Below are 21464 nucleotides of genomic sequence, written 5' to 3' on the forward strand. Positions count from 1 at the left end.
AAATCGCCATACCGGCGCCCGGCCCATGGCACAGGATATGTTCGCATGACCGAGACCAAGGCTCACGAGACCGTTGCGGCGGCGGGCAACCTGCCGCAGGTTCACTCCAGCGTCCCGCAGGACGAGCTGTCGCGCCTCACCGACGGTATCGTGGACGCGCTGAAGACCGTGTTCGACCCCGAGATCCCCGTCGACATCTACGAGCTCGGGCTCATCTACAAGGTGGATATCGCCGACGACCGCTCGGTGGCGGTGGAGATGACGCTGACCACCCCCAACTGCCCGGCCGCCGCCTCGCTGCCGGGCATGGTGGAGAACGCCGTGGCGACCGTGCCGGGTGTCTCGGGCGTGAAGGTGGACATCACCTTCGATCCGCCCTGGGACCAGGGCCGCATGTCCGACGAGGCGCGGGCCACCTTGAACCTGTGGTGAGCGCCCGCCCATGGACCGGCCGCCGCTTCTCGACCGCGTGCTGGAAACAGGGCTCTATGTGGATGACCTCGCGCGCGCGGCGGCCTTCTACGAAGGCGTGATGGGCCTCTCGCCCATGCGGGCGGATGCGCGGTTCATCGCCTACCCTGTGGGCGGCACGGTGCTGCTGCTGTTCCTGCGCGGCGCGGCGAACGCGCCGGTGGAACTGCCCTTCGGCGGCACCATCCCGCCCCATGACGGCGCCGGACACGCGCATTTCGCCTTCTCGGCGACGGACGTGGAGCCCTGGCGGCGGCATCTTGAGGCCCACGGGGTCGTCATCGAGGGCGAGGTGCACTGGCCGCGCGGCGGCACGAGCCTCTATTTTCGCGACCCGGACGGCAACCTCGCGGAGATCGCCAGCCCCGGCCTCTGGACCAACTACTGAACGGAGAGGTGCGAGGGGCCCGGTGCGGGTGCCACCGTCGCGCCCCTGCTGTGCGCGTCCGCGGTTTCGCGCGGCCGGCAGGCCACCCTGCGGCCGTGTCCTCAATCACCGGCCCGACCTTCCGTAAGCCGGCCCGGCCGGCCGATGTCATCGGCCCCGATCCTCTGGCCGACCCCGAAAGATCAGCCCCAATGCCGCGCGGGCATGGCCGAGAGCCTGGGGGATGGCCCTGGGACTGGGCGTCAGGCAGTCACGGCAGCCTCGGCCAGCTCGGCGAGGGGAACCTGCTTGCTGGCGAAACGGGCTTCGATGTCGGCCACCATCAGCGGGCGACTGAACAGGTAGCCCTGGCCGAGGTCGCAGGAGCGCTTGCGCAGGAAGTCATACTGCGCCGCGGTCTCGATCCCCTCCGCCACCACCTCCATGCCGAGGGCCTTCGCCACGGCGATGATGGCGACGGTGATCTCCCCGTCCGCCCCCGACTGCGGCAGGTCGCGCACGAAGGAGCGGTCGATCTTCAGCTTGGAGATGGGGAAGCGCTTGAGGTAGCCGAGCGAGGAATAGCCCGTGCCGAAATCGTCGAGGGCGATGTGCACGCCCATGTGGGCGAGCTTCTGGCACTTCTGCTCGGCCGCCGCCCGCGCCTCGAACAGCATGCCCTCGGTGATCTCCACCTCCAGGCGCTCGGGGGGCAGGCCGGTGAGGCGTAGCACCTCGCGCACCCGGTCGCAGACGGTGTCGCGGCTGAACTGGCGGGGCGAGAGGTTGACGCCGACATAGTCGCAGACCATGCCCGCTTTCAGCCATTTCGCCATCTGGCGGCAGGCCTCCTCCAGCACCCAGTCGCCCAGCGGCACGATGAGGCCTGTTTCCTCCGCGAAGGGGATGAAGCGGTCCGGCGGCACCAGGCCGCGCGTGGGGCTGCGCCAGCGCACCAGGGCCTCGACGCTGCGGATATGCCCGGTGGTGAGATCGACGCAGGGCTGGTAGTGCAGCTCGAATTCCTGGCGTGCCAGGGCACGGCGCAGCTCCGCCTCCATCTCGATGCGGGCCTTGGCGGTGTCCGTCAGCTCGCGGGTGTAGAAGGCATAGGAGCCGCGCCCGTTGTTCTTGGCTTCGAACAGGGCGGAGTTGGCGTGCTGCACCAGCTTCTGCGCGTTGTCCGCATCTTCGGGATAGAGCGAGATGCCGACGCTTGCGCCTACGTAGACATCCTGCCCGTCCGGGGGGAACACATAGGGCGCGGCAAGCGCGGCGATGACGGTGCTGGCGGTGGCGGCCGCATCCTGCGGCCCCCTCACGTCGTCGACGATCACGAGGAACTCGTCCGCCCCGTAGCGGCCCAGGGTGGTGTTGGCACCGAGCACGCCGCGCATGCGGGCGGCGGCCATCTGCAGCACCTGGTCGCCCGCCACATGGCCATAGCTCTCGTTCACGGTCTTGAAGCGGTCGAGGTCCACGCACAGCACGGCGCAGCGCGCGGCCGGCCGCGTCACCGCGTGGTCGAGCAGGGAGGCGAGCAGGGTGCGGTTCGGCAGGTCGGTGAGCAGGTCGTAATGGGCGATGTGGTCGAGCTCGAACTCGCTGCGCTTGATGGCGGTGATATCGTGGAAGGCGCCCACATAGCTCTGCGGCGCGCCGTCGGCGTCGTAGACGGTGCTGATGACGAGCTGCTGCAGGAACACCTCGCCGTTCTTGCGCCGGTTCCAGATCTCGCCCTGCCAGCTTCCATTCTTCCGGATGGCGCCCCACATCTGCTTGTAGAAGGTGATGTCGTGGCGGCCGGAGCGCATGACATGCATGTTCATCCCCACCACATCGTGCTCTTCGTAGCCGGTGATGAGGGTGAAGGCGGGATTGACCGCGGAGATGGTGCCGCCGAGGTCGGTGACCACCAGCCCCTCGTTCGAGCTGACGAAGACGGCGGCGGCGAGCCGCAGGTGGCGCTCGGTGCGCCGGTCCTGCGTCACGTCGTCGAGCATGCCCACCACGCGTTCCACCATGCCGCTCCGGTCGCGCTTGGCGCAGCCGCGCAGGCGGTAGTCGTGATAGGTGCCGTCGGCGTGGAGCAGCCGCACGTCGGCCTGGAACAGGTCGTCCGTGGAGTTGCGCAGGCGGTGCCAGGCCTTGCGGAACACGGCCCGGTCTTCCGGATGCAGCAGCTCGCGCCACAGGCGCGTGAGGTCGAGCGGGCTGTCGGCCGGCAGGTCCAGCAGGGTGTAGCAGCGCTCCGAGAGGTAGATGCCGGGCCCGCGGCGGCGCCAGTCCCACACCCCCTGCTCGGTGCTGCCCACGGCAAGCTCGAACCGCTCCTGGCTTTCGAGCAGGGCGATCTCCTGCGCGCGGCGCACCGACATGTCGCGGGCAACCATGATGAAATAGTCCGGCTCGCCCTCGGGCGTACGGGCGAGGGAGGTGGTGCAGGCGAGCCAGACCTCGCTGCCGTCCTTGCGCACATGGCGCTGCTCGGTCTGCACGTTCGGCACGTCGCCGGCGATGAGGGCGCGCCAGATGCGGATGTCGTCGGCGCTCTCGTCCGGGCGGCGGATGCGCCCATAGTGCTGGCCGGCCAGTTCCTGCTTGGTGTAGCCGAGCAGGCTGCACAGGGTCTCGTTCACCTCGAGGAAGGTGTCGTCGAGCCCGACATGGGCGATGCCCACGGCCGCCTGCTCGAAGGTGGCGCGGAAGCGGATCTCGGCATGGTCGAGCGCCCGCGCCTGGGCGGTGATGCGGGCCGTCGCGCGCCGCTTGGCGCTTTCGGTGACCGCATAGCCGACGGCGAAGGCGAGCATGAGCGAGAGCCCGGCGACCGCGGTGGAAAGCGCGGCTACCATCTGCGCGTTGCCCAGCACTTCCTGGAGATCGGTTTTCGCCACCACATCGGCTGGCGTGCCTTCCAGCGGGCGGCGGAAGGCCAGCACCGGCTGCCCGAGGTGATCGGTACCGATGCCGATCTGCCTGCCGTCGGGGCTGGCGGCGAAATCGTAGGTGCGCCCGTCGATGGTCTCGGTGAGGGGGGGCGAATCGCTGCCCCGCTGGGGCGAGGTGATGATCCAGCGCCCGCCTTCGGCGGGGCGCATGAGGAAGACGTCGGTGGTGTTTGAGCCGCGCAGCGCGCCGGCGAGCAAAGGGTAGAGGAATTGCGAGGCAGAGGTCTCGCTCAGCAGCACGCCGGAGACGGGCCTGCCCGGCGCCTTCGCGTCGATGATGGGGGCCAGCACGCCGCTGCGGGTGTCGCCATCCCCGGAATCCCAGAGCGGCACGAACACCGGTTCGCGGGTTTCCGCCGCCTGACGGATGCCTCTCGTGATGCCGGGCGGAACCACCAGGCCCTTGGCGGTGGCAACCAGGGGGCGGCCGTCGAGGTCGAGCACCTGGAAGGCGCTGAAATCGAAGGCGGATGTGGAATGCTCGAGCAGCAGGCGCGCCTGTTCCCGGCCTGAGGTGTCGGGCTCCGTCGCGCCGGCGAGGGCGGGCATGCCGGCAATGGCCTGGGTCGCGGCGGTCCGCAGGGCACGCTGTCGCAGCAGGGTCTGGTTCTGCACCTCGGTGAAGCCGGCGAGGTAGCGGCGGTTGTCGCTGATGAGACGCTGGGAGGCGGTCTCGTAGGTGTAGGCGATGCCGGCGATGACCGCGATGCTGAGCACCAGCGAGGCGATCGCCATGTGTACCAGCTTGGGCTGGAGCGCGCGCGCGCGCCCTTCCGCGCCGCCCGTGCGTTGCAGCGCCAGCAGCAGGAGCGGCGCCGAGAAGGCCACGAACAGGGCGTTGCGGTAAGGGGAGATCACGGCGGCCGTGTCCGCCCCGAGGAGGCGGGCGAGAAACATGTCGGGGAGGAGCAGCCAGATGCCCGCGATGACCACGTATGCGATCGTCAGGCCCAGGCTTTGACTGCGGATAAGCATCTCGTACTCGAACTCTCGATCAGCGGGACAGTGCCGGCCCCGGGGAACACGGGGGCGGGCCGGCAAATACCGGATTCCGGGGTTCCCCTCTAGCCGCTGCCGGCGTGCACCGCCGCGGCGGGACGATGCCTTGCCGTGGCCGGTGCGATCCACCATCTAGGGGATAAGGATCGCCCCAGGCTGTGGGGCGCGAGCTGGAGAGCGTTCATGAGCGAGGTTTCCCCGCCGGCCGAGGGCCAGCGTCCGACCGAGGGCAGGCGTCCACGTCCACCGGTTCTCCGCATCACCGACGCTGCCGCCGCGCGCCTGAAGGAGCTTCTCGCCGCCGCCGAGCGGCCCGGCGACGCGGTGCGACTGGGCGTGGCCAATGGAGGCTGCGCCGGGATGTCGTACACCATGGAATATACTCACGACACCGGCCCCTTGGATACCGTCGTCGAGGATAAGGGCGTGCGGGTGGTGATCGATTCGAAGGCCCTGCTGTTCCTGCTGGGAACCGAGATGGACTTTAAGGTGGACAAGCTGGCCGCCCAGTTTGTCTTCAACAATCCGAATCAGGTTTCTTCCTGCGGTTGTGGCGAGTCGGTTTCGCTGACCCCGGCGGACCCCTCGACTTACGCCCAATCCTGAGGCATTCCCGTCCGGCCGGGCGCGATGCGGACGTGGCGGAACTGGTAGACGCAAGGGACTTAAAATCCCTCACCTCCGGGTATGCGGGTTCGATCCCCGCCGTCCGCACCACGCCCCGGCGCGCGGGAGCGCCTCTCCCGTGGGCCTTCGGGCTGCTCCAGCGGCTTCCGGGGGCATCGTGCGCAAGGCATCTCGGCCGCAGAGAGGCGTGGAGTGCTGTGCGCGGCATTCGCCACTCTGGACGGAATGCTGTCTGCGTGAAAGACGTTCCGAAAATCCATCTGGAGTTGTGCCTCCGGGAGCCCATATCCCGCCGGTGCGAGGCGCCCCCGGCGTCGCGGAGGGCGCGGTGGCGTCAGCGCATCTGCTGGGCCCGCGCCACATGGTCGCGCAGCTCCTGCAACGAGGAGAAGCGCACCACGCCATCGGGCAGCTCGGCCTGGATGGAGCCGTCCGAATACAGCGTATAGGCCATTCCGCCGACGATGCCGGACTTGAGGATGCGCGGTTCCTCGGGCGACGCAGCGGCCTGGGGTTCCGCAGCCGGCGCTTCAGGGGCGGCCGGCGTGGCGGCCTCCGTCTCCGGCGCGCGGGGCTCTGTGGCGCGGGTTTCCGCTTCACGCGGTTCCGTGGCGCGCGGCTCGGGCGGGCGGGGGCCGCGCGGCGCGGGCTGCTCCAGGCCGGCGCGCAGGCGTGGCGGCAGGGGCGCGCGCGGTTCCGCCGGCGTGGCGGCGGGCGTCTCGCCGCGGCGCTCCAGCCGCTCGCGCCGCGCCTGGACCATGGGGTCCTCCGCCGGCGCCGGCTGGGCGGCACGCGGGGGTTCCGGCGCTGCGGGCTCGGCGGGCTTGGCCTCGTCCGCCGGCAGGCGTGGCGCGCGCAGTTCCGGCTTCATCCGCTCGCGGGCGGTCATGAGCTTCATTTCAGGCGCTGGAGCGCCGATGCCGCGCTTGTCGCCCATGGCGGAAAGGTCGCGGGCGGGGCCCTCCGGCGTGGGCTCGGCGGCGCGGGCCTGCGCGGACGGCGCCTCCGCGGACGGCGCTTCCGTGGCGGCGGGCGCTGCGGCCTTGCCGCGCCGGGACGGCGCGGGTTCTGCGGCTGGCTCAGCCTCGGCTGCGGGCGCCTCGGCGCTGTCTCGGCCGATCACGGCCTCGACGCGCCGGGTCAGGCGCTCCATCTGGCGCAGCACCAGCCCCATGGCGGTGATGACGAACCCGCCCGAGGCCGCCACCGCGCCGGTGGTGATGAGCGTGTTGCCGAAGGTCGATACGAAGATGGAAATGCCGAGCGCGATGACCGAGAGGCCCGAGAGCGCGATCAGTATGCCGAGAAGGACCAGAAACCACCACATCCCGCTACCCCACTCCGCTGTGCCGGCCGCGCGCGTCCCGAAGAGACCGGTGGCCGGATGCCCCTTTGCAGTCCATCCGGACAGGACGCCAGGGAGGCGTCGCATCCAGAAAATTGGCGAGATCAAGGTTGTTTGAGGAACGACCCCGCCCTATCTAGTTCGCAGCTCGGTCGCTCCGCATCTCCCGCCCGGTCGGGACCTGCGATCTGGCGCCGAGTGTGTGCCGGATCGTTTGCGGAGATGTTTCATGTCCTTTACGCTGCCCGACCTGCCTTACTCCTACGATGCTCTCACCCCGTACATGTCGCGTGAGACCCTGGAGTACCATCACGACAAGCACCATCTCGCTTATGTCAATAATGGCAACAATCTCCTAAAGGGAACTGAATTTGAAGGGAAATCCCTTGAGGAGGTGGTGAAGGGCTCCTACGGCAAGAATGCCGCGCTCTTCAACAACGCCGGCCAGCACTATAACCACCTGCATTTCTGGAACTGGCTGAAGCCGAACGGCGGCGGCGCCATTCCCGGCGAGCTGGAAAAGAAGATCATCGCCGACATCGGCTCGGTCGAGAAGTTCAAGGAAGACTTCATCGCCGCCGGTGCCAGCCAGTTCGGCTCGGGCTGGGCCTGGCTGTCCGTCAAGGACGGCAAGCTCGAGGTCTCCAAGTCTCCCAACGGCGAGAACCCGCTGATCCACGGCGCGACCCCCATTCTGGGCGTCGACGTGTGGGAGCACTCCTATTACATTGATTATCGCAATCGCCGTCCCGACTACCTGAAGGCTTTCGTGGACCACCTGGTAAACTGGGACTACGTGGCCGAGCTGTACAGCAAGGCCATCTGATCCGGCAGGATAAGGGGGAGCGCCGCGGCCGTCGTGCCGGGGCGCTCCCTTTCTTTTGGCAGGGCGCCCGTCAGATCCAGCGCAGGCGCCGGAAGGCCCACAGGAAGAACAGGCCAAGCAGTACCAGGATCACCGTCACGATCCAGAAGCCCTCGCCGTCCTGGGAGCCGGGGATGCCGCCCACGTTCATGCCGAACATGCCGGAGATGAGGGTGAGCGGGGCGAACACCACCGTCACCACCGCCAGCACCAGCATGGACTGGTTCATCTGCTCGGCCCGGCGATCCACCATCTGGTCGCGGATGACGGCGGCGCGCTCGCGCACACTGTCGAGCTCTTCCGTGAAGCGGGTCACGCGGTCGGCAGCGTCGCGCAGGCGGTTGCGGTCCTTGGGGCCGAGCCAGGAATCGTCCTCCAGGGAGAAATGGTTGAGCGCCTCGCGCTGGGGCGCGATGTGCCGGCGCAGCTTGATGGCGACCCGCCGGAGGATGGCGACCTTGGGCAGCAGCACCGAGCTTTCGAGCCGCGCGACATCGTCCTCCAGGTCGTCGGCCTCGTCGATGAGGCTGTTCACCACCGCGTCCATCCGGTCCACGAGGCGCATGGAGAGCTCGGCCACGAACTCGCCCTGGGTGCGCGGGCAGCGGCCGCGCTTGAGCATGTCCTCGTAATCGGCGATGGCGGAGAGGGCCTCGTGCTGCACCGAGATGATGCGCTTGGCATCCACCCACAGGTGCACGGTGATGAGTTCCTCCGGCAGCGCATTGCGCTGCAGGTTGATGCCGCGCAGGGAAAGCAGGGCGCCGTCCGCGAACACGGCGCAGCGCGGGCGGGCCTCCGCCTCCACCAGCGCCTCGATGGCGGAGGGGTCGATGCCCGATTTCTGCCGCAGCCACTCTTGGGGCGCGCGTTCGAGGTGGCGGAAGTGCAGCCACACGAAGCCCTGCTCGGGAATCGGCGTGTTGAGGATCTCGTTCCAGCCGATCTGGGTGGCTGCGCCCTTGCCGTCGAAGGACCAGGCGGAGAGCAGGCCTTCGGTTTCGAGACCGTTCATGGGCAATCCGTTCGGGCAATCAGTTTCAGGACGGGTTTCCGCCCCTTCCTGGCATGACTGCACGACGCGGAGAAGTCGGTCTCGCTACGGCAGGGGCTCCGCCGCGGGGATTATCTCGGCACGCCGTTGATGACGAACAGCGCATTCAGGAACTGGTCCGGCGGAAACTTGCCGAAGGTGCGGGCGTAGATGTCGCGGATGCGCTCGGTTCGGTAGAGGTCGGCCAGCGTCGTATCCACCAGCAGGCGGAAGGCCTGGTCGCCGCGCGGCAAGGCGAGGGCGTAGGTCTCGAAGGTGAAATACTGGTCCGACAGCGAGAGCGACTTGGCATAGGGGCTGTTGGTGACGAGGTAGAACAGGATCCCCCGGTCGCCGAAATAGGCGTCCAGCTTGCCGTCGGCCAGCATCTTCAGGCCCTGGGGGTGGTCGTCCACGGCCACCACGTCCGCCTTCACGCCCATCTGCGCGAGGGTGGAGCGCAGGGTCTCCTCGGTGGTGGTGCCCTTCAGCACGCCCACCTTGCGGCCGGCGAGATCCTCCAGCCCCTTCACCGGCGTGCCGCGGGTGACGACGCTGGCGCCGTCGATGAAGGTGGGCAGGGAGAAGTCCACCAGCGCGCGGCGCGACATGGTCATGGAGGTGGGCTCGCACAGCACGTCCACCCGCCCGTCGTGCACCGCCTGGAGCCGGTCATCGGCGGAAACCCGCACATATTCGATGTTGAGCTTGGGCAGCTTCAGCGCCTTCTGCACGCCCGCCGCCACCTCGCGGCACAGGTCCACCACATAGCCGGCGGGCTTGCCGTCGGCGGCGGCGTAGGAATAGGGCGGGGCGGACTGGCGATAGCCGATGCGGAAGGCCTGGCTCTGGGCCACCCGGTCCAGCGTCTGCGCCGCCACCGGCAGCGCTCCCGCCGGCAGCAGCACCGCCACCGCCACGGCCAGCAGCCGCTTCGCAAGAGCCCTCATGTCTTCCCCCGTTCCCGAAAGCGCGATGGGTCCGGATGCTGCCATCTCGGCAGGCAAAAGGCTACCCGCCTCCCCGGCGCGACATCGTGGCGGCTCTCTGCCGCGTGAAGTCCGCGCACAGGCTGTGCTATGTCTAATTGTATATAGCATTGCGCCCCGGCCGCTGGGGCGTCGAGGGGATGATTTTCATGACCGCATTGCTTTCCCGCCGGCAGATGCTCGGCGCCATGGCGTCCACGGGCCTCGCCGCGTTCGGCGCCGGCGGCCTCTCGCGGGCCTTCGCCAAGCCGGCCGAGGGGCTCGAGATTCTCGGTGCGCCCAATGGCTCCACCATCGTCCTGGTGCGCCTCCTGGCCTCCGGCGGGCTCGATGCCGCCGCCCCCGGCGCCACCTTCCGCCTGTGGCGCGACACCGATGACCTGCGCGCGGCCATCGTCTCCGGCCGCACCCGTCTTTTCACCACCCCCACCCACGTGCCCGCGAACCTCGCCAACCGCGGCCTGCCGCTGAAGCTGTTCGCCATCCTCTCCATGGGCCACCTCACGGTGGTGAGCGCGGACGAGAACATCAAGGACCTGAAGGATCTCGCCGGCAAGGAGGTGCTGGGCTTCTTCCGCAACGACATGCCGGACCTCGTCTTCCGCGCCTGCCTGAAGGGCGCCGGCATGGACCCGGACAAGGACGTGACGCTCACCTACGTGCAGACCCCCATGGAGGCGGCGCAGATGCTCGCCGCCGGGCGCGCCACCACCGCCGTGCTCTCCGAGCCGCCGGCCACCGCCGCCATCATGATGGCGAAGCACGCCGGCAAGAGCCTCTATCGCGCGGTCAATCTGCAGACCGTGTGGCGGGAGCAGCACAACGGGCTCGGCCTGCCCATGGCCGGCATCGCCGTGCACGAGAAGCTTCTGGAGGACAATCCGGAGGTGGTGGCGGCCCTGCGCACCGGCCTCGTGCCCGCCAAGGACTGGGTGCTGGCCGACAAGGCCGCCGCCGGCGAGCTGGCGCAGGAAAAAATGGGCATGAAGGCGCCCGTATTCGCCGCCTCGCTCGACCACTTCAACGTGGTCGCCACCGGCGCCAAAACGTTGAAGCCCGGCCTCGTCGCCTTCTATGAGACGATCCTGTCCATGCAGCCGGACGCCCTGGGCGGCAAGCTGCCGCCGGACGACTTCTACCTGGACATGTGAGGCGGCAGACATGCATGCGCGCCTGCGGGGGCGGTCGAGGGGGAGCCGTGCCGCCCGCTTCGGGTGGGGGGCGCTGGGCGTGCTCGCGCTGCTGGCCGCGTGGCAATGGGGGCACTACGCCCTCGGCCCGTTCGTGCTGCCGTCGCTGCAGGAGACCGCGCGGGCGCTCTGGCGCCTGGTCGCGGAAGGACTGGCGCTGCCCGCGCTCGCCGCCACCGCCGGCCATGCGCTCGGCGGCTTCCTGGCGGGCGGGGCCGCGGGCCTGGCGCTGGGCCTTGCCGGCGGCCTCGTGATGCCGGTGGGCGCCATGGCCGCGCCGGTGCTCGTCATGATCCTGGGCACCCCGCCCATCGCCTGGGTGGTGCTGGCGCTCCTGTGGTTCGGCCCCGGCGGCGGGGCGCCGGCCTTCACGGTGGCGGTCACGGCGGCGCCCATCGTGTTCCTCGCCGCGCTCCAGGGCGTGCGCAGCCGCGATCCGCGCCTCGACGAGATGGCGCGGGTCTACCGCGCGCCCGCGCGCCTGCGGGCGACGGACCTCATATTGCCCGCCCTGGCGGACCATCTGGTGCCGGCCTTCGCCACTGCGCTCGCCTTCTCCTTCAAGGTGGCTGTCATGGCGGAGGTGCTGAGCGGCTCCGACGGCGTGGGCGGCGGCATCGCCAATGCGCGGGCCTATCTCGATCTGGCCGAGACCATGGCGTGGATCGTGCTCGTGGTGGCGTTCCTGCTGCTGGCGGACGCGGTGCTGCTGGCGCCCCTGCGCGGCTGGCTCGCGGCCCGCGACGGCGCCTCCGCCGCCGTGCCCATGGCGGGAGGCTGAGCCATGCTGCGCTTCGAGGGGGTGGGCCTCGCCTTCGCCGACGGCGTGGTGCTCGACCACGTCGATCTCGAGGTGCGGCCCGGCGAGCTGGTGGTGCTGATCGGCCGCTCCGGCTGCGGCAAGACCACGCTGCTGCGCCTCGCCGCCGGCGCGCAGGCGCCGAGCGCGGGCACGCTGCGCAACGGCTTTGCCAATCTCACCATGGTGTTCCAGGAGCCGCGGCTGCTGCCTTGGGCCGATGCGCTGGACAATGCCGCCTTCGGCCTCAAGGCGCGCGGCATGCCCCGCGCCGCCCGGCGCGCGGCGGCCGCCGACATCCTCCTGCGCTTCGGCTTCTCGCCGGCCGATCTCGCCAAGCGGCCGTCCATGCTCTCCGGCGGCATGCAGCAGCGCGTGGCCATCGCCCGCGCGCTCGCGCCCGCGCCGGACCTCGTGCTGATGGACGAGCCCTTCTCCGCGCTCGACGTGGGCCTGCGGCAGGAGCTGCAGGCCCTGGTGCGGCGGGAGGTGGAGCGGGCGGGCACGGCGGTGCTGTTCGTCACCCACGATCTGGCGGAGGCCGTGCGCCTCGCGGACCGCATCGTGGTGCTGTCCCCACGCCCCGCGCGGATGATGGCGCAGGTGCCGCAGACCCCCGCCAGCGACCCCGGCGACGTCTATGCCGCCGCCGCCGCCCTCATGCGCCGGCCCGAGGTAGCGGCGGCCCTGGCCGCGCCTGCTGCCGTGGTGCGTGATGAGGGCGTGTCCTTGCCATCGGTGCAGGTCGCGCCGGTGGCCGGGGAATGAGGCGGGGCGCTGCGACGCTTCATTCTCCTGGTTGTGGTCCTTGCCGCCGCCCTTATGCGCCGGCGCGCGGTGGCGGCGGCCTTGGCCGCGCCTGCTGCCGTGGTACGAGATGAGGGCGCTCCCCTGTCATCGGCGCAGGTCGCGCCGGTGGCCAGGAAATGAAGCGGGGCGCTGCGAAGCTTCATGCCCTTGGTAGTGGTCCTTGGTCGGCCTCCAGCAGGTCTCGCCCGAACGCGGCGTGGGCGCGATCATCGGCCCACGCGCCGGGCCCACGGGAACGATGCCCGCCGGCCCTGGCCTTACTCCTCCGCCGCCCGGCTCGCGCGCACGCGCTCCACGAAGCGAGAGACCGCATCCTGCTCCAGGGTGCGCTGGATGGCCTTGGCCGCCACCACTCCATCGGCCATGGAGGTGACGCAGCACGGGTGCATGCGCTGGGCGATCTCACCGATGGCGTAGAGGCCGGGAATGGAGGTCTGGCAGTCCGGGTCGGTCTCCACGAAGCCGCGCGCGGTGCGGGCGAGGTCGAGGTGGGCGGCATAGGGCAGGTAGGGCTCCCAGCCGTAGAGCACCACCAGCCGGTCATAGGGGCGGCTCGCCACCGCCGGGCGCTCCGGCTCCACGTGGTAGGAGCCGATGCGCACGTCGTTGGCGGGCACCTTTTCCAGGAACTCGCGGCGGGCGCGGATGGTGCGGGCATAGATGTGCACCGCCGCCGCGCCGCGCTTGCGCACGAACATGTAGTTCTCGAAGGCGTTGTCGCCGCCGCCGAGGATGGCCACCTCCTGGCCCTCGAAGGCGGCGTTGAACATGGTGCGGCCGGGGCCGATGAGCACTTGCTCGGAGGCCGCGAGCCCGCCCTTCACCGGCCGCACCCCGCTCGCGAGCACGGCGGTGCGGGCGAACACCATGGCGCCGCTGGTGGTGGTGGCGCGGAAGCCGCCGTCGATCCGGTCGAGTGCGCTCACCCCCTCGCCCAGGCGGCACACGATGTCATGGGCGAGAACGTGGCGATGGATGTCGCTCGCCACCTCGTAGCCGGTGCGGTCGGGGGCGGAGGCGATCCATTCGTTGGGGTAGGGGTTGTCGTTCTGCAGCCCGCCCAGGGCCGCCCTGCGCTCGATGAGGCAGGGGCGGAAGCCCAGCATCTTGAGCCACAGGGCGCAGGAGGCGCCGGCGGGTCCGCCGCCTATGATGACCGCGTCGAACATGCCCCGGTTCGTCCACCCCCTCGGTTGCCCTCACGCGGCCGCCTGCTGCATTGCATCATCGGCCCGCCCAGCGCCGGACGGGGCTCGCTCCGTCGCGGCACGGGCCAGGCCGGATACCCATGAGAACGCCCACGGGCCGTTGGCATTAGGACTGCTGGATGCGACCGGCGCAAGAGGCCCCCGGGGGCGGCTCAAGGGGAACCGGTGCGACCTCAGCGCTCAGCGAAGGCCTTTTCGATCACATAATGGCCGGGCTCGGACTGGCTGCCTTCCTTGAAGCCCCGCTCCTCCAGGATGGCCACCGTGTCCTTCAGCATCGCCGGGCTGCCGCACAGCATGAAGCGGTCTTCCTCCGGCGACATCACGGGCAGGCCGATGTCGGAGAAGAGCTTGCCGGAGGTCATGAGCTCCGTCAGCCGGCCCTGGTTGCGGAAGGGCTCGCGGGTGACGGTGGGGTAGTAGATCAGCTTCTTCTTCACCTCTTCGCCGATGAACTCGTTCTGCGGCAATTCCTTGGTGAAGAAGTCCTCATAGGCCAGCTCGGCCACCGTGCGGGTGCCGTGGACGAGGATGATGTTCTCGAAACGCTCGTAGGCGTCCGGGTCCTTGGTGACGGAGAGGAAGGGCGCGAGGCCGGTGCCCGTGGAGAGCAGGTACAGCCGCTTGCCGGGCAGGAGGTTGTCCTGGATGAGGGTGCCGGTGGGCTTGCGCCCGACCAGGATCTTGTCGCCCACCTTGAGGTGCTGGAGGCGCGAGGTGAGCGGGCCGTTCTGCACCTTGATGGAGAAGAACTGGAGGTCTTCCTCGTAATTGGCGCTGGCCATGGAGTAGGCGCGCAGCAGCGGGCGGCCGTCCACCAGCAGGCCGATCATGGCGAACTGCCCGTTGAGGAAGCGGAAGCCGGGATCGCGGGTGCAGGTGAAGGTGAAGAGGCGGTCGGTCCAGTGGTGGACGCTCTTCACGGTTTCTTCGTTGAAGTTGCTGCTCATCTCAAGATCCGGCGGGCTTCGTCAGGAATGCCGCGGCGCAGCCTACAGGATGCGTGCGGTGCGAAAAAGTGCGGCGGCGTGTCCGCGCGGGAGCACGCTGTCGTCGTCAGCTCGCGGCCGGGGCCTCGGCGAGCAGGGTGTCCACCACTTCGGCCACGCGCTCCTGCCAGGGCGCCGCGCGCAGGCCGAAGGTGCGCTGGAACAGGTCGCTGGCGAGCCGCGAATTGGCCGGGCGCTGCGCCGGGGTGGGGTAGTCGGCGGTGGTGATGGGCGCCACCTCCGGCGTGCGGCCCAGGCGCGGGCCCGCCACGCGCACGATCTCGGCGGCGAAGCCGTGCCACGTGGTCGCCCCGTCGCCGGCGAAATGATAGGTGCCCCAGCGCGCCTCACCCGCCACCGCCGCTGCGGCGGCGGTGAGCAGAGCCTCGGCGAGGTCGTGCGTGGCGGTGGGGCAGCCGTGCTGGTCGGCCACGATGGTGAGCCGGTCGCGCTCGCGCGCGAGGCGCAGCACCGTCTTCAGGAAGTTGTGGCCATGGGCGCCGTAGACCCAGGACGTGCGTACGATGATGTGCCGCTCCGTCGCCGAGCGCACCGCCGATTCGCCCGCCGCCTTGGTGCGGCCGTAGACGCCGATGGGCGCCACCGGGTCCTGCTCCACATAGGGCGCGGGCTTGGTGCCGTCGAACACGTAGTCGGTGGAGACGTGGATGAAGGGGGTGCGATAGCGCTCGCAGCGCTCGGCGATATGGGCCGGGGCGAAGGCGTTGATGCGGGCGGCGATTTCCGGCTCGCTCTCGGCCTTGTCCACGGCGGTGTAAGCGGCGGCGTTCACCACCACGTCGGGCCGGTGGGCCTCCAGGGCCCGCGCCACGGCGGCGGGATCGCAGATGTCGAGGGCGGTGTGGTCGAGCCCGGTGAGCTCCACCCCGCGGGCGGAGGCGCGATCGGTGATCTCGCGGCCGAGCTGGCCGCCGGCGCCAAGCAGCAGGATGCGCATCAGGAAGCCTTCCGTTCCGGCGCGAGGCCGAGCCGCTGGCCCTGGTAGCGCTGCCGCAGCGGCTCCCACCAGGCGCGGTTGTCGAGATACCACTGCACGGTGTCGGCGATGCCGCTCTCGAAGGTGTGGCGCGGCGACCAGCCCAGCTCGGTGTTGAGCTTGGAGAAGTCGATGGCGTAGCGCGCGTCGTGTCCCGGCCGGTCGGCCACGAAACGGATCAGCCGCTCGCGCGGGCCGGCGGCATCGGGCACCTTGGCGTCGAGGGCGGCGCAGATGGTGCGCACCACGTCGATGTTCCGCCGCTCGCTGGCGCCGCCGACGTTGTAGCTCTCGCCCGGCCGCCCGCGCGTGGCGATGGTGAACAGGGCCTCGGCGTGGTCCTCCACGAACAGCCAGTCGCGCACGTTCTCGCCGGTGCCGTAGACCGGCAGCTCGGCGCCCTCCAGGGCATTGAGGATCACGAGCGGGATCAGCTTCTCGGGGAAGTGGTAGGGGCCGTAATTATTGGAGCAGTTGGACATCACCGCCGGCAGGCCATAGGTGTGGTGCCAGGCCCGCACCAGATGGTCGGAGGCCGCCTTGGAGGCGGAGTAGGGCGAGTTCGGCGCATAGGGCGTGTCCTCGCGGAACAGGCCCTCCGGCCCGAGGCTGCCGAACACCTCGTCGGTGGAGATGTGGTGGAAGCGGAAGGCGGCCTTCTCCGCGTCCGGCAGGCCGCGCCAATAGGCGAGCGCCTCCTGCAGCATCACGAAAGTGCCGGTCACGTTGGTATCGATGAAGGCGGCGGGCCCGTCGATGGAGCGGTCCACGTGGGATTCGGCCGCCAGGTGCATCACGAGCTGCGGGCGGAACGCGGCGAGCGCGGCGCGCACGGCCTGGGCGTCGCAGATGTCCGCCTTGAGGAAGCGGTGGCGCGGATTGTCCGCCACCGGCGCCAGGGAGGCGAGGTTCCCCGCGTAGGTCAGCTTGTCGAAGGTGAGCGCCTCGTGCCCGAGGCCCACGACATGCCGCACCACCGCCGAGCCGATGAAGCCCGCGCCACCCGTGATCAAGATCCGCATCTGCCGTCACGCCCCTTCGTTGATCGCGCGTCCCTATACACCATCGCGCGCGCAAAAGCATTTGCGCGCGCCGCTCGCGGGCCTCAGCCGACGGCGATGGCCTTGCCGCTGGCGCCCCACTCGGTCCAGGAGCCGTCGTAGAGCGCCAGGGGGCGCTTGCCGATGCTCTCCAGCGCCAGCCACAGGATGGCAGCCGAGACGCCGGAGCCGCAGGAGGTGATGACCGGCCGCGAGAGATCGAGCCCGGTGGCCTCCACGATGGTGCGCACCTGCTCGGGCGGCAGCAGGCGCCCGCCTTCCACCACGCGGCCGTGGGGCAGGTTGAAGGCGCCGGGCATGTGGCCGGAAGGCAGCCCCTCGCGCGGCTCGGGCGCCTCGCCGCGGAAGCGGGCCTCGGCGCGGGCGTCGAGCACCTGGGCGCTGCCGGCGGCGAGCGCCCGTTCCACGGTGTTGATGTCCGCCACCATGGAATGGTCGAGGCGCGCGGTGAAGGTGGCGGGCGCGCGCCGCGCCGGGCCGCTTTCCACCGGCCGCTCCTCGGCCAGCCACTTGGGCAGGCCGCCGTCGAGGATCATCACCTCCTGGGCGCCAAACACCCGGAAGGTCCACCACACGCGCGGCGCGGAGAACAGGCCGAGGCTGTCGTAGACCACGATGCGCAGTCCGTCGCCGATGCCGAGCGCGCCCGCTGCTTGGGCGAAGGCGTGCGGGCCCGGCAGCATGTGCGGCAGCGAGGTGGAATGGTCGGCGATGGCGTCGATGTCGAAATGGACGGCGCCGGGAATGTGCTGCGCCTCGAACTCGGCTGCGCCGCTGCGGCCGGAGTTCGGCATGTGCCAGGAGGCGTCCACCACGACGAGATCGGGCGCGCCGAGGTTGGCGGCGAGCCACTCGGTGGACACGAAGGCGGGGGTGTCGGCCATGGCACATGCTCCTCTTGGGTGGCCCCGGCGGGGGCGACCGGCAGGTTGTAGCGCGCCGGGCGCGGCCCATGGGCGGGCCCGGCGGCGCTCATCCACAGGCCCGGCGTCGCAGGGCGTTGGGGCATTTTCCCGCGGTGTGTGGGGCGGTTCGCGTGAAGAAAATGCGTGATATCAACAAACTAGAGTGGATTTTGCAGCAATGCGCGCAAGGGACGCCCTAGAGGAAGACGCTGGGCACCTCGGTCTTGCGCTCCAGCCACGCCGGCACCGGCAGGCTCTTGGAACGCAGGAATTCCGGATTGAACAGCTTCGACTGGTAGCGCGTGCCGTAGTCGGCGAGGATGGTCACGATGGTGTGGCCCGGCCCCATCTCCCTGGCGAGACGGATGGCGCCCGCCACGTTCACGCCCGAGGAGCCGCCCACGCACAGGCCCTCGTGCTCCAGCAGGTCGAACACGATGGGCACCGATTCCGTGTCGGGGATCTGGAACGCGAGGTCCACCGGTGCGCCCTCCAGGTTGGCGGTGATGCGCCCCTGGCCGATGCCTTCCGTGATGGAGGAGCCCTCGGCCTCCAGCCTGCCGGTGGTGTAATAGGAATAGAGCGCGGCGCCGGGCGGATCGGCGAGGGCGATCTTGATGTTGCTGTCGCGCTCCTTGAGGGCGATGCCGATGCCGGCGAGGGTGCCGCCCGAGCCCACCGCGCACACGAAGCCGTCCACCTTGCCGCCGGTCTGCTCGTAGATCTCGGGGCCGGTGGTGTCGATGTGGGCCTGCCGGTTGGCCACGTTGTCGAACTGGTTGGCCCACACCGCGCCGTTGGGCTCGCTCCTGGCGAGGGCCTCGGCGAGGCGGCCGGAATATTTCACGTAGTTGTTGGGGCTGGAATAGGGCGCCGCGGGCACCTCCACCAGCGTGGCGCCGGCGAGCCGCAGCATGTCCTTCTTTTCCTGGGACTGGGTCTCGGGAATGACGATGACCGTGCGGAAGCCGAACGGCGCCGCCACCAGCGCGAGGCCGATGCCGGTGTTGCCGGCGGTGCCTTCCACGATCACGCCGCCCGGCCGCAGCTCTCCACGCGCGATGGCGTCCCTGATGATGCCGAGGGCGGCGCGGTCCTTCACGGATTGTCCGGGATTGAGAAATTCCGCCTTGGCGAGGATCTCGCAGCCGGTTTCCTCCGAGGCGCGCTTCAGGCGAATGAGGGGCGTGTTGCCAATGGATTCCACAAGACCGTTACGGATCATGATCGAGTAAGCCCTTAAACAAAGTAGGCTCAGCCTATATCGCTAAGGATGGCTGTATCAAGTCAATTTATCCGATATTATTTCGTGGATTTGAGCGCGAGCAGCGCCCGCTCTCGTGCGGCGGCGTGGTCCACGAGGGGGTGCGGATAGGTGCCGCCGAGGGTGATGCCGGCCCGCCGCAGGGTGGCGGGGTCGGCGGTCCAGGGCTTGTGGATCACGCTTGCCGGCAATTGCGCCAGCTCGGGCACGAAGCGGCGCACGTAGGCGCCGTCGGGGTCGAACTTCTCGCCCTGGATCACCGGGTTGAAGATGCGGAAGAAGGGCGCGGCGTCGAGGCCGGTGCCCGCCACCCACTGCCAGCTCGCCGGGTTGCTGGCGGGGTCGGCGTCCACCAGCGTGTCCCAGAACCAGGCCTCGCCCGCGCGCCAGTCGATCAGGAGGTGTTTGGCGAGGAAGGAGGCGACCACCATGCGCACGCGGTTGTGCATCCAGCCGGTCTGCCACAGCTCGCGCAGCCCCGCGTCCACCAGGGGATAGCCGGTCTGGCCGCGCTGCCATGCCTTCAGCTCGCCGGGGCACTCGCGCCATGGGAAGGCATCGAAGGCGGGCTGGATGTTGCGGCGGGCGATATCCGGTTCCGCCGCCAGCAGGTGGTGGCTGAACTCGCGCCAGTAGAGCTCGCTCAGGAACTTCTCCGCGTCGCCGGCCGGTGCCTCGCCCGCCGCGACAGCGTGGGTCACCGCAGCCAGGATCTGGCGCGGGGAGATTTCCCCGAACCGCAGGTGTGGCGACAGGCGGGAGACATGGGGCCGGGCGGGAAAGTCCCGCCCCACACCATAGCCCGCCAGCCTTTCATCGATGAAATCGGAAAGGCGCTCCTGGGCCGCGGGCTCGCCCGGCAGCCAGGTGAGGCGCAGGCCGCCCGCCCAATCGGGATGCTCCGGCTCCAGGCGCCAGCTTTCCAGCGCGTCGCCCGCGAGTGCCGGCGCCGGATGCAGAAGCTCGGGCGCCGGCAAGGGCGCGCCGGGCGCCGGCAGGCGCATGGTGGCGCGATGGAAGGCGGAGAAGGTGCGGGGCAGGCGCCCGCCGCCGGTCGTCACCGTGCCCGGCGCGTGGAGCAGGTGGCCGCAGAAGCGCTCCACCTGCCGCTCCTCCTGGCGCAGGCGTGCGGCCACCGCATCGTCTACCCGCGCTTCGGCTCCGCCGGCGCGGTCGTTGAACACCACAAGGGCGGCGCCGATCTCCGCCGCCGCCTGGGGCACGAGGCGGGTGGCGGGGCCGCGCCGCAGCGCCAGCGGCACGCCGTGGCGGCCGAGCTGCGCGGCCAGCACCCGCAGCGATCCGGCCAGCCACCAGTGCGCCGCCCCGCCAAGGGGCCGGATGCCCGGCGCGTCTTCGTCGAGCACGAACAGGGCGGCCAGCGGCCGCCCGGAGCGCACCGCCGCATCGAGGGCGGGGTTGTCGGAAAGGCGGAGATCGTCGCGGAACCAGATCAGGGCAGGGGGGCGCGTCATCTTTTCCCTCGCGGGCAGGCGCACAGGGTTTCCCCGTTTCCGCCGCCGCGCAAGGGGGGAGCGGCCCGCCGCGCGGCTACTGCGCCGCCTCCTGGGCTGTGAGGTTGTCGAGGCCCTGCACCACGTGCTGCGCCAGCGCATCGGCGAGCGGCGAGGGCTCATGCCGGTTGCGCAGCAGGCCGATGTCGCACGGCGGCAGGGGCGGGAAGCCCTCGGCCGGGCCCAGCACCCGCATGCCCGGCCGCAGCCCCGATTCCGGGAACACGGAGACCGCGAGCCCGGAGAGCACCGCCGCCGCCACCGCTCCGCTGTTGGGGCTGGAATAGAGGATGCGGTGGCCGCGCCCGGCGGCGGCGAGGCGCGCCACCGCGATGCCGCGCCACTGGCAGGTGGGCCGGCCCAGGGCGAGGGGCACCACCGGCTCCTGGTGCACGGCGTGGCGGGCCGAGGCCACCCACATGAGCCGCTCGCGCCGGATCACCTGGGCATTGCGCGCGGTGATCTCGGTGGCGGTGATGATGGCGAGGTCGATGGTGCCGGCGGCGATGCGCTGCACCAGCTCGCTGGTGGGCTCGCAGATCACGGTGAGCTCCACGCCGGGATGGGTGCGGGAGAAGCGGGCCATGATGTCCGGCAGGTAGCGGTCGGCATAGTCGTCGGGCACGCCGAGGCACACGCGCCCCGAAAGCTCGGTGTCGGCGAAGGTGAGCACGGCCTCCATGTTCAGCCGCACGATGCGCCGGGCGAAGTCCAGCAGCCGCTCGCCGTCCTCGGTGAGGCGCGAGGCGCGGCCGTCGCGCGCGAAGATGGCGCGGCCGACCCGGTCCTCCAGCCGCTTCATCTGCATGGACACCGCCGACTGGGTCTTGTGCACCACCTCGGCCGCGCGGGTGAAGCTGCCGGTCTCGGCGATCGCGACGAAGGTCCGCAGCTGGTCCGGGTCGAGCAGGGCGGTCATGGCGGGGCTCCGGTGCGGGGCGGCGGCACCCCGGATCAATCATCACGCAAGATGATATGTGGAATGAAAAACATTCGCTAGCGTGATTTGTCCGCCGCGCGCAAAAGAAGCCCCGCCACGGTCCCTCACGACACGCAACGCCGGCTCAGGCGGCGCGCCGG

19 protein-coding genes and 1 tRNA gene are annotated in these 21464 nt (G+C 70.2%); 8 read left to right on the forward strand and 12 right to left on the reverse strand.

What is annotated here, in order from left to right; translation table 11 throughout:
- Positions 1 to 45: 45 nt before the first annotated feature.
- Positions 46 to 432 carry an SUF system Fe-S cluster assembly protein gene (locus V5F61_RS12495; protein ID WP_393989317.1) on the forward strand — a complete coding sequence of 129 codons (387 nt, stop codon included), beginning with the start codon at positions 46 to 48 and terminating at the stop codon, positions 430 to 432.
- Positions 433 to 442: 10 nt separating this feature from the next.
- Entirely contained in the window at positions 443 to 859 is a 417-nt protein-coding gene (locus V5F61_RS12500; RefSeq protein ID WP_393989318.1) for a VOC family protein, read from the forward strand.
- Positions 860 to 1101: 242 nt separating this feature from the next.
- Here the strand turns inward: V5F61_RS12500 and V5F61_RS12505 are convergent, their stop codons facing one another.
- On the reverse strand, positions 1102 to 4764 hold the full coding sequence (locus tag V5F61_RS12505; protein WP_393989319.1) for a sensor domain-containing protein: 3663 nt from the start codon (positions 4762 to 4764) through the stop codon (positions 1102 to 1104).
- Positions 4765 to 4971: 207 nt separating this feature from the next.
- Between V5F61_RS12505 and V5F61_RS12510 the strand changes: the two genes are divergently transcribed.
- Together V5F61_RS12510 and V5F61_RS12515 are read left to right on the forward strand one after the other, a co-directional pair.
- Positions 4972 to 5394: a HesB/IscA family protein gene (locus tag V5F61_RS12510; RefSeq protein WP_393989320.1), complete on the forward strand. Its 423-nt coding sequence runs from the start codon at positions 4972 to 4974 to the stop codon at positions 5392 to 5394.
- Between the two features lie 26 nt (positions 5395 to 5420).
- Positions 5421 to 5505, forward strand: a tRNA-Leu gene (locus V5F61_RS12515).
- Positions 5506 to 5749: 244 nt separating this feature from the next.
- Here the strand turns inward: V5F61_RS12515 and V5F61_RS12520 are convergent.
- Complete coding sequence (locus V5F61_RS12520) at positions 5750 to 6742, reverse strand: hypothetical protein (RefSeq protein ID WP_393989321.1); 993 nt, start codon at positions 6740 to 6742, stop codon at positions 5750 to 5752.
- Positions 6743 to 6989: 247 nt separating this feature from the next.
- Here V5F61_RS12520 and V5F61_RS12525 point away from each other — a divergent pair, with 247 nt between their 5' ends.
- Positions 6990 to 7586, forward strand: coding sequence for a superoxide dismutase (locus V5F61_RS12525; protein ID WP_393989322.1), 597 nt, complete (start codon positions 6990 to 6992; stop codon positions 7584 to 7586).
- 70 nt (positions 7587 to 7656) lie between these two features.
- Here the strand turns inward: V5F61_RS12525 and V5F61_RS12530 are convergent, their stop codons facing one another.
- Both V5F61_RS12530 and V5F61_RS12535 read right to left on the reverse strand, forming a co-directional pair.
- Positions 7657 to 8640 (reverse strand): zinc transporter ZntB, encoded by a 984-nt coding sequence (locus V5F61_RS12530; protein ID WP_393989323.1) that lies wholly within the window; start codon positions 8638 to 8640, stop codon positions 7657 to 7659.
- 110 nt (positions 8641 to 8750) lie between these two features.
- Complete coding sequence (locus V5F61_RS12535) at positions 8751 to 9608, reverse strand: amino acid ABC transporter substrate-binding protein (protein WP_393989324.1); 858 nt, start codon at positions 9606 to 9608, stop codon at positions 8751 to 8753.
- Between the two features lie 188 nt (positions 9609 to 9796).
- Here V5F61_RS12535 and V5F61_RS12540 point away from each other — a divergent pair, with 188 nt between their 5' ends.
- The 3 genes from V5F61_RS12540 to V5F61_RS12550 are packed head-to-tail and all read left to right on the forward strand — an operon-like array spanning position 9797 to position 12404.
- Positions 9797 to 10798 (forward strand): ABC transporter substrate-binding protein, encoded by a 1002-nt coding sequence (locus V5F61_RS12540; RefSeq protein WP_393989325.1) that lies wholly within the window; start codon positions 9797 to 9799, stop codon positions 10796 to 10798.
- Between the two features lie 10 nt (positions 10799 to 10808).
- Complete coding sequence (locus V5F61_RS12545; RefSeq protein ID WP_393989326.1) at positions 10809 to 11618, forward strand: ABC transporter permease; 810 nt, start codon at positions 10809 to 10811, stop codon at positions 11616 to 11618.
- A 3-nt stretch (positions 11619 to 11621) separates the two neighbouring features.
- Positions 11622 to 12404, forward strand: a complete 783-nt coding sequence (locus tag V5F61_RS12550; protein WP_393989327.1) for an ABC transporter ATP-binding protein — start codon at positions 11622 to 11624, stop codon at positions 12402 to 12404.
- Between the two features lie 299 nt (positions 12405 to 12703).
- Here V5F61_RS12550 and V5F61_RS12555 read toward each other — a convergent pair whose 3' ends face one another.
- From V5F61_RS12555 to V5F61_RS12590, 8 genes are all read right to left on the reverse strand, one after another.
- Positions 12704 to 13615: an NAD(P)/FAD-dependent oxidoreductase gene (locus V5F61_RS12555; RefSeq protein ID WP_393989328.1), complete on the reverse strand. Its 912-nt coding sequence runs from the start codon at positions 13613 to 13615 to the stop codon at positions 12704 to 12706.
- A gap of 212 nt (positions 13616 to 13827) precedes the next feature.
- A complete protein-coding gene (locus tag V5F61_RS12560; RefSeq protein ID WP_393989329.1) occupies positions 13828 to 14604 on the reverse strand; it encodes a ferredoxin--NADP reductase in 777 nt (258 codons plus the stop codon).
- Positions 14605 to 14710: 106 nt separating this feature from the next.
- On the reverse strand, positions 14711 to 15601 hold the full coding sequence (gene rfbD / locus V5F61_RS12565; RefSeq protein ID WP_393989330.1) for a dTDP-4-dehydrorhamnose reductase: 891 nt from the start codon (positions 15599 to 15601) through the stop codon (positions 14711 to 14713).
- Positions 15601 to 16662 (reverse strand): dTDP-glucose 4,6-dehydratase, encoded by a 1062-nt coding sequence (rfbB, locus tag V5F61_RS12570; protein WP_393989331.1) that lies wholly within the window; start codon positions 16660 to 16662, stop codon positions 15601 to 15603. The genes rfbD and rfbB overlap by 1 nt, the downstream gene beginning before the upstream one ends.
- Positions 16663 to 16745: 83 nt before the next feature.
- Positions 16746 to 17585 carry a 3-mercaptopyruvate sulfurtransferase gene (gene sseA / locus V5F61_RS12575; RefSeq protein WP_393989332.1) on the reverse strand — a complete coding sequence of 280 codons (840 nt, stop codon included), beginning with the start codon at positions 17583 to 17585 and terminating at the stop codon, positions 16746 to 16748.
- 217 nt (positions 17586 to 17802) lie between these two features.
- A complete protein-coding gene (locus tag V5F61_RS12580) occupies positions 17803 to 18831 on the reverse strand; it encodes a cysteine synthase A (RefSeq protein WP_393989333.1) in 1029 nt (342 codons plus the stop codon).
- Between the two features lie 77 nt (positions 18832 to 18908).
- The gene (locus tag V5F61_RS12585) at positions 18909 to 20345 is read right to left on the reverse strand and encodes a cryptochrome/photolyase family protein (protein WP_393989334.1); all 1437 of its coding nucleotides are present in this window, start codon (positions 20343 to 20345) and stop codon (positions 18909 to 18911) included.
- Between the two features lie 76 nt (positions 20346 to 20421).
- A complete protein-coding gene (locus V5F61_RS12590) occupies positions 20422 to 21303 on the reverse strand; it encodes a LysR substrate-binding domain-containing protein (protein WP_393989335.1) in 882 nt (293 codons plus the stop codon).
- Positions 21304 to 21464: the final 161 nt, after the last annotated feature.

It is taken from the genome of Xanthobacter sediminis (genome assembly GCF_043195015.1).
Lineage (GTDB): Bacteria > Pseudomonadota > Alphaproteobacteria > Rhizobiales > Xanthobacteraceae > Xanthobacter.

What these genes read in the sequence shown, in the direction of transcription:
- V5F61_RS12550 (WP_393989327.1), top strand. Translation starts at nt 11,622, where the DNA reads ATGCTGCGCTTCGAGGGGGTGGGCCTCGCCTTCGCCGACGGCGTGGTG.
- V5F61_RS12585 (WP_393989334.1), bottom strand. Translation starts at nt 20,345, where the DNA reads ATGACGCGCCCCCCTGCCCTGATCTGGTTCCGCGACGATCTCCGCCTT.
- V5F61_RS12580 (WP_393989333.1), bottom strand. Translation starts at nt 18,831, where the DNA reads ATGATCCGTAACGGTCTTGTGGAATCCATTGGCAACACGCCCCTCATT.
- V5F61_RS12505 (WP_393989319.1), bottom strand. Translation starts at nt 4,764, where the DNA reads ATGCTTATCCGCAGTCAAAGCCTGGGCCTGACGATCGCATACGTGGTC.
- V5F61_RS12590 (WP_393989335.1), bottom strand. Translation starts at nt 21,303, where the DNA reads ATGACCGCCCTGCTCGACCCGGACCAGCTGCGGACCTTCGTCGCGATC.
- V5F61_RS12510 (WP_393989320.1), top strand. Translation starts at nt 4,972, where the DNA reads ATGAGCGAGGTTTCCCCGCCGGCCGAGGGCCAGCGTCCGACCGAGGGC.
- V5F61_RS12560 (WP_393989329.1), bottom strand. Translation starts at nt 14,604, where the DNA reads ATGAGCAGCAACTTCAACGAAGAAACCGTGAAGAGCGTCCACCACTGG.
- sseA (WP_393989332.1), bottom strand. Translation starts at nt 17,585, where the DNA reads ATGGCCGACACCCCCGCCTTCGTGTCCACCGAGTGGCTCGCCGCCAAC.
- V5F61_RS12520 (WP_393989321.1), bottom strand. Translation starts at nt 6,742, where the DNA reads ATGTGGTGGTTTCTGGTCCTTCTCGGCATACTGATCGCGCTCTCGGGC.
- V5F61_RS12555 (WP_393989328.1), bottom strand. Translation starts at nt 13,615, where the DNA reads ATGTTCGACGCGGTCATCATAGGCGGCGGACCCGCCGGCGCCTCCTGC.
- V5F61_RS12545 (WP_393989326.1), top strand. Translation starts at nt 10,809, where the DNA reads ATGCATGCGCGCCTGCGGGGGCGGTCGAGGGGGAGCCGTGCCGCCCGC.
- V5F61_RS12530 (WP_393989323.1), bottom strand. Translation starts at nt 8,640, where the DNA reads ATGAACGGTCTCGAAACCGAAGGCCTGCTCTCCGCCTGGTCCTTCGAC.
- rfbD (WP_393989330.1), bottom strand. Translation starts at nt 15,601, where the DNA reads ATGCGCATCCTGCTGCTTGGCGCCGGCGGCCAGCTCGGCCGCGAGATC.
- V5F61_RS12500 (WP_393989318.1), top strand. Translation starts at nt 443, where the DNA reads ATGGACCGGCCGCCGCTTCTCGACCGCGTGCTGGAAACAGGGCTCTAT.
- V5F61_RS12495 (WP_393989317.1), top strand. Translation starts at nt 46, where the DNA reads ATGACCGAGACCAAGGCTCACGAGACCGTTGCGGCGGCGGGCAACCTG.
- V5F61_RS12535 (WP_393989324.1), bottom strand. Translation starts at nt 9,608, where the DNA reads ATGAGGGCTCTTGCGAAGCGGCTGCTGGCCGTGGCGGTGGCGGTGCTG.
- rfbB (WP_393989331.1), bottom strand. Translation starts at nt 16,662, where the DNA reads ATGCGGATCTTGATCACGGGTGGCGCGGGCTTCATCGGCTCGGCGGTG.
- V5F61_RS12525 (WP_393989322.1), top strand. Translation starts at nt 6,990, where the DNA reads ATGTCCTTTACGCTGCCCGACCTGCCTTACTCCTACGATGCTCTCACC.
- V5F61_RS12540 (WP_393989325.1), top strand. Translation starts at nt 9,797, where the DNA reads ATGACCGCATTGCTTTCCCGCCGGCAGATGCTCGGCGCCATGGCGTCC.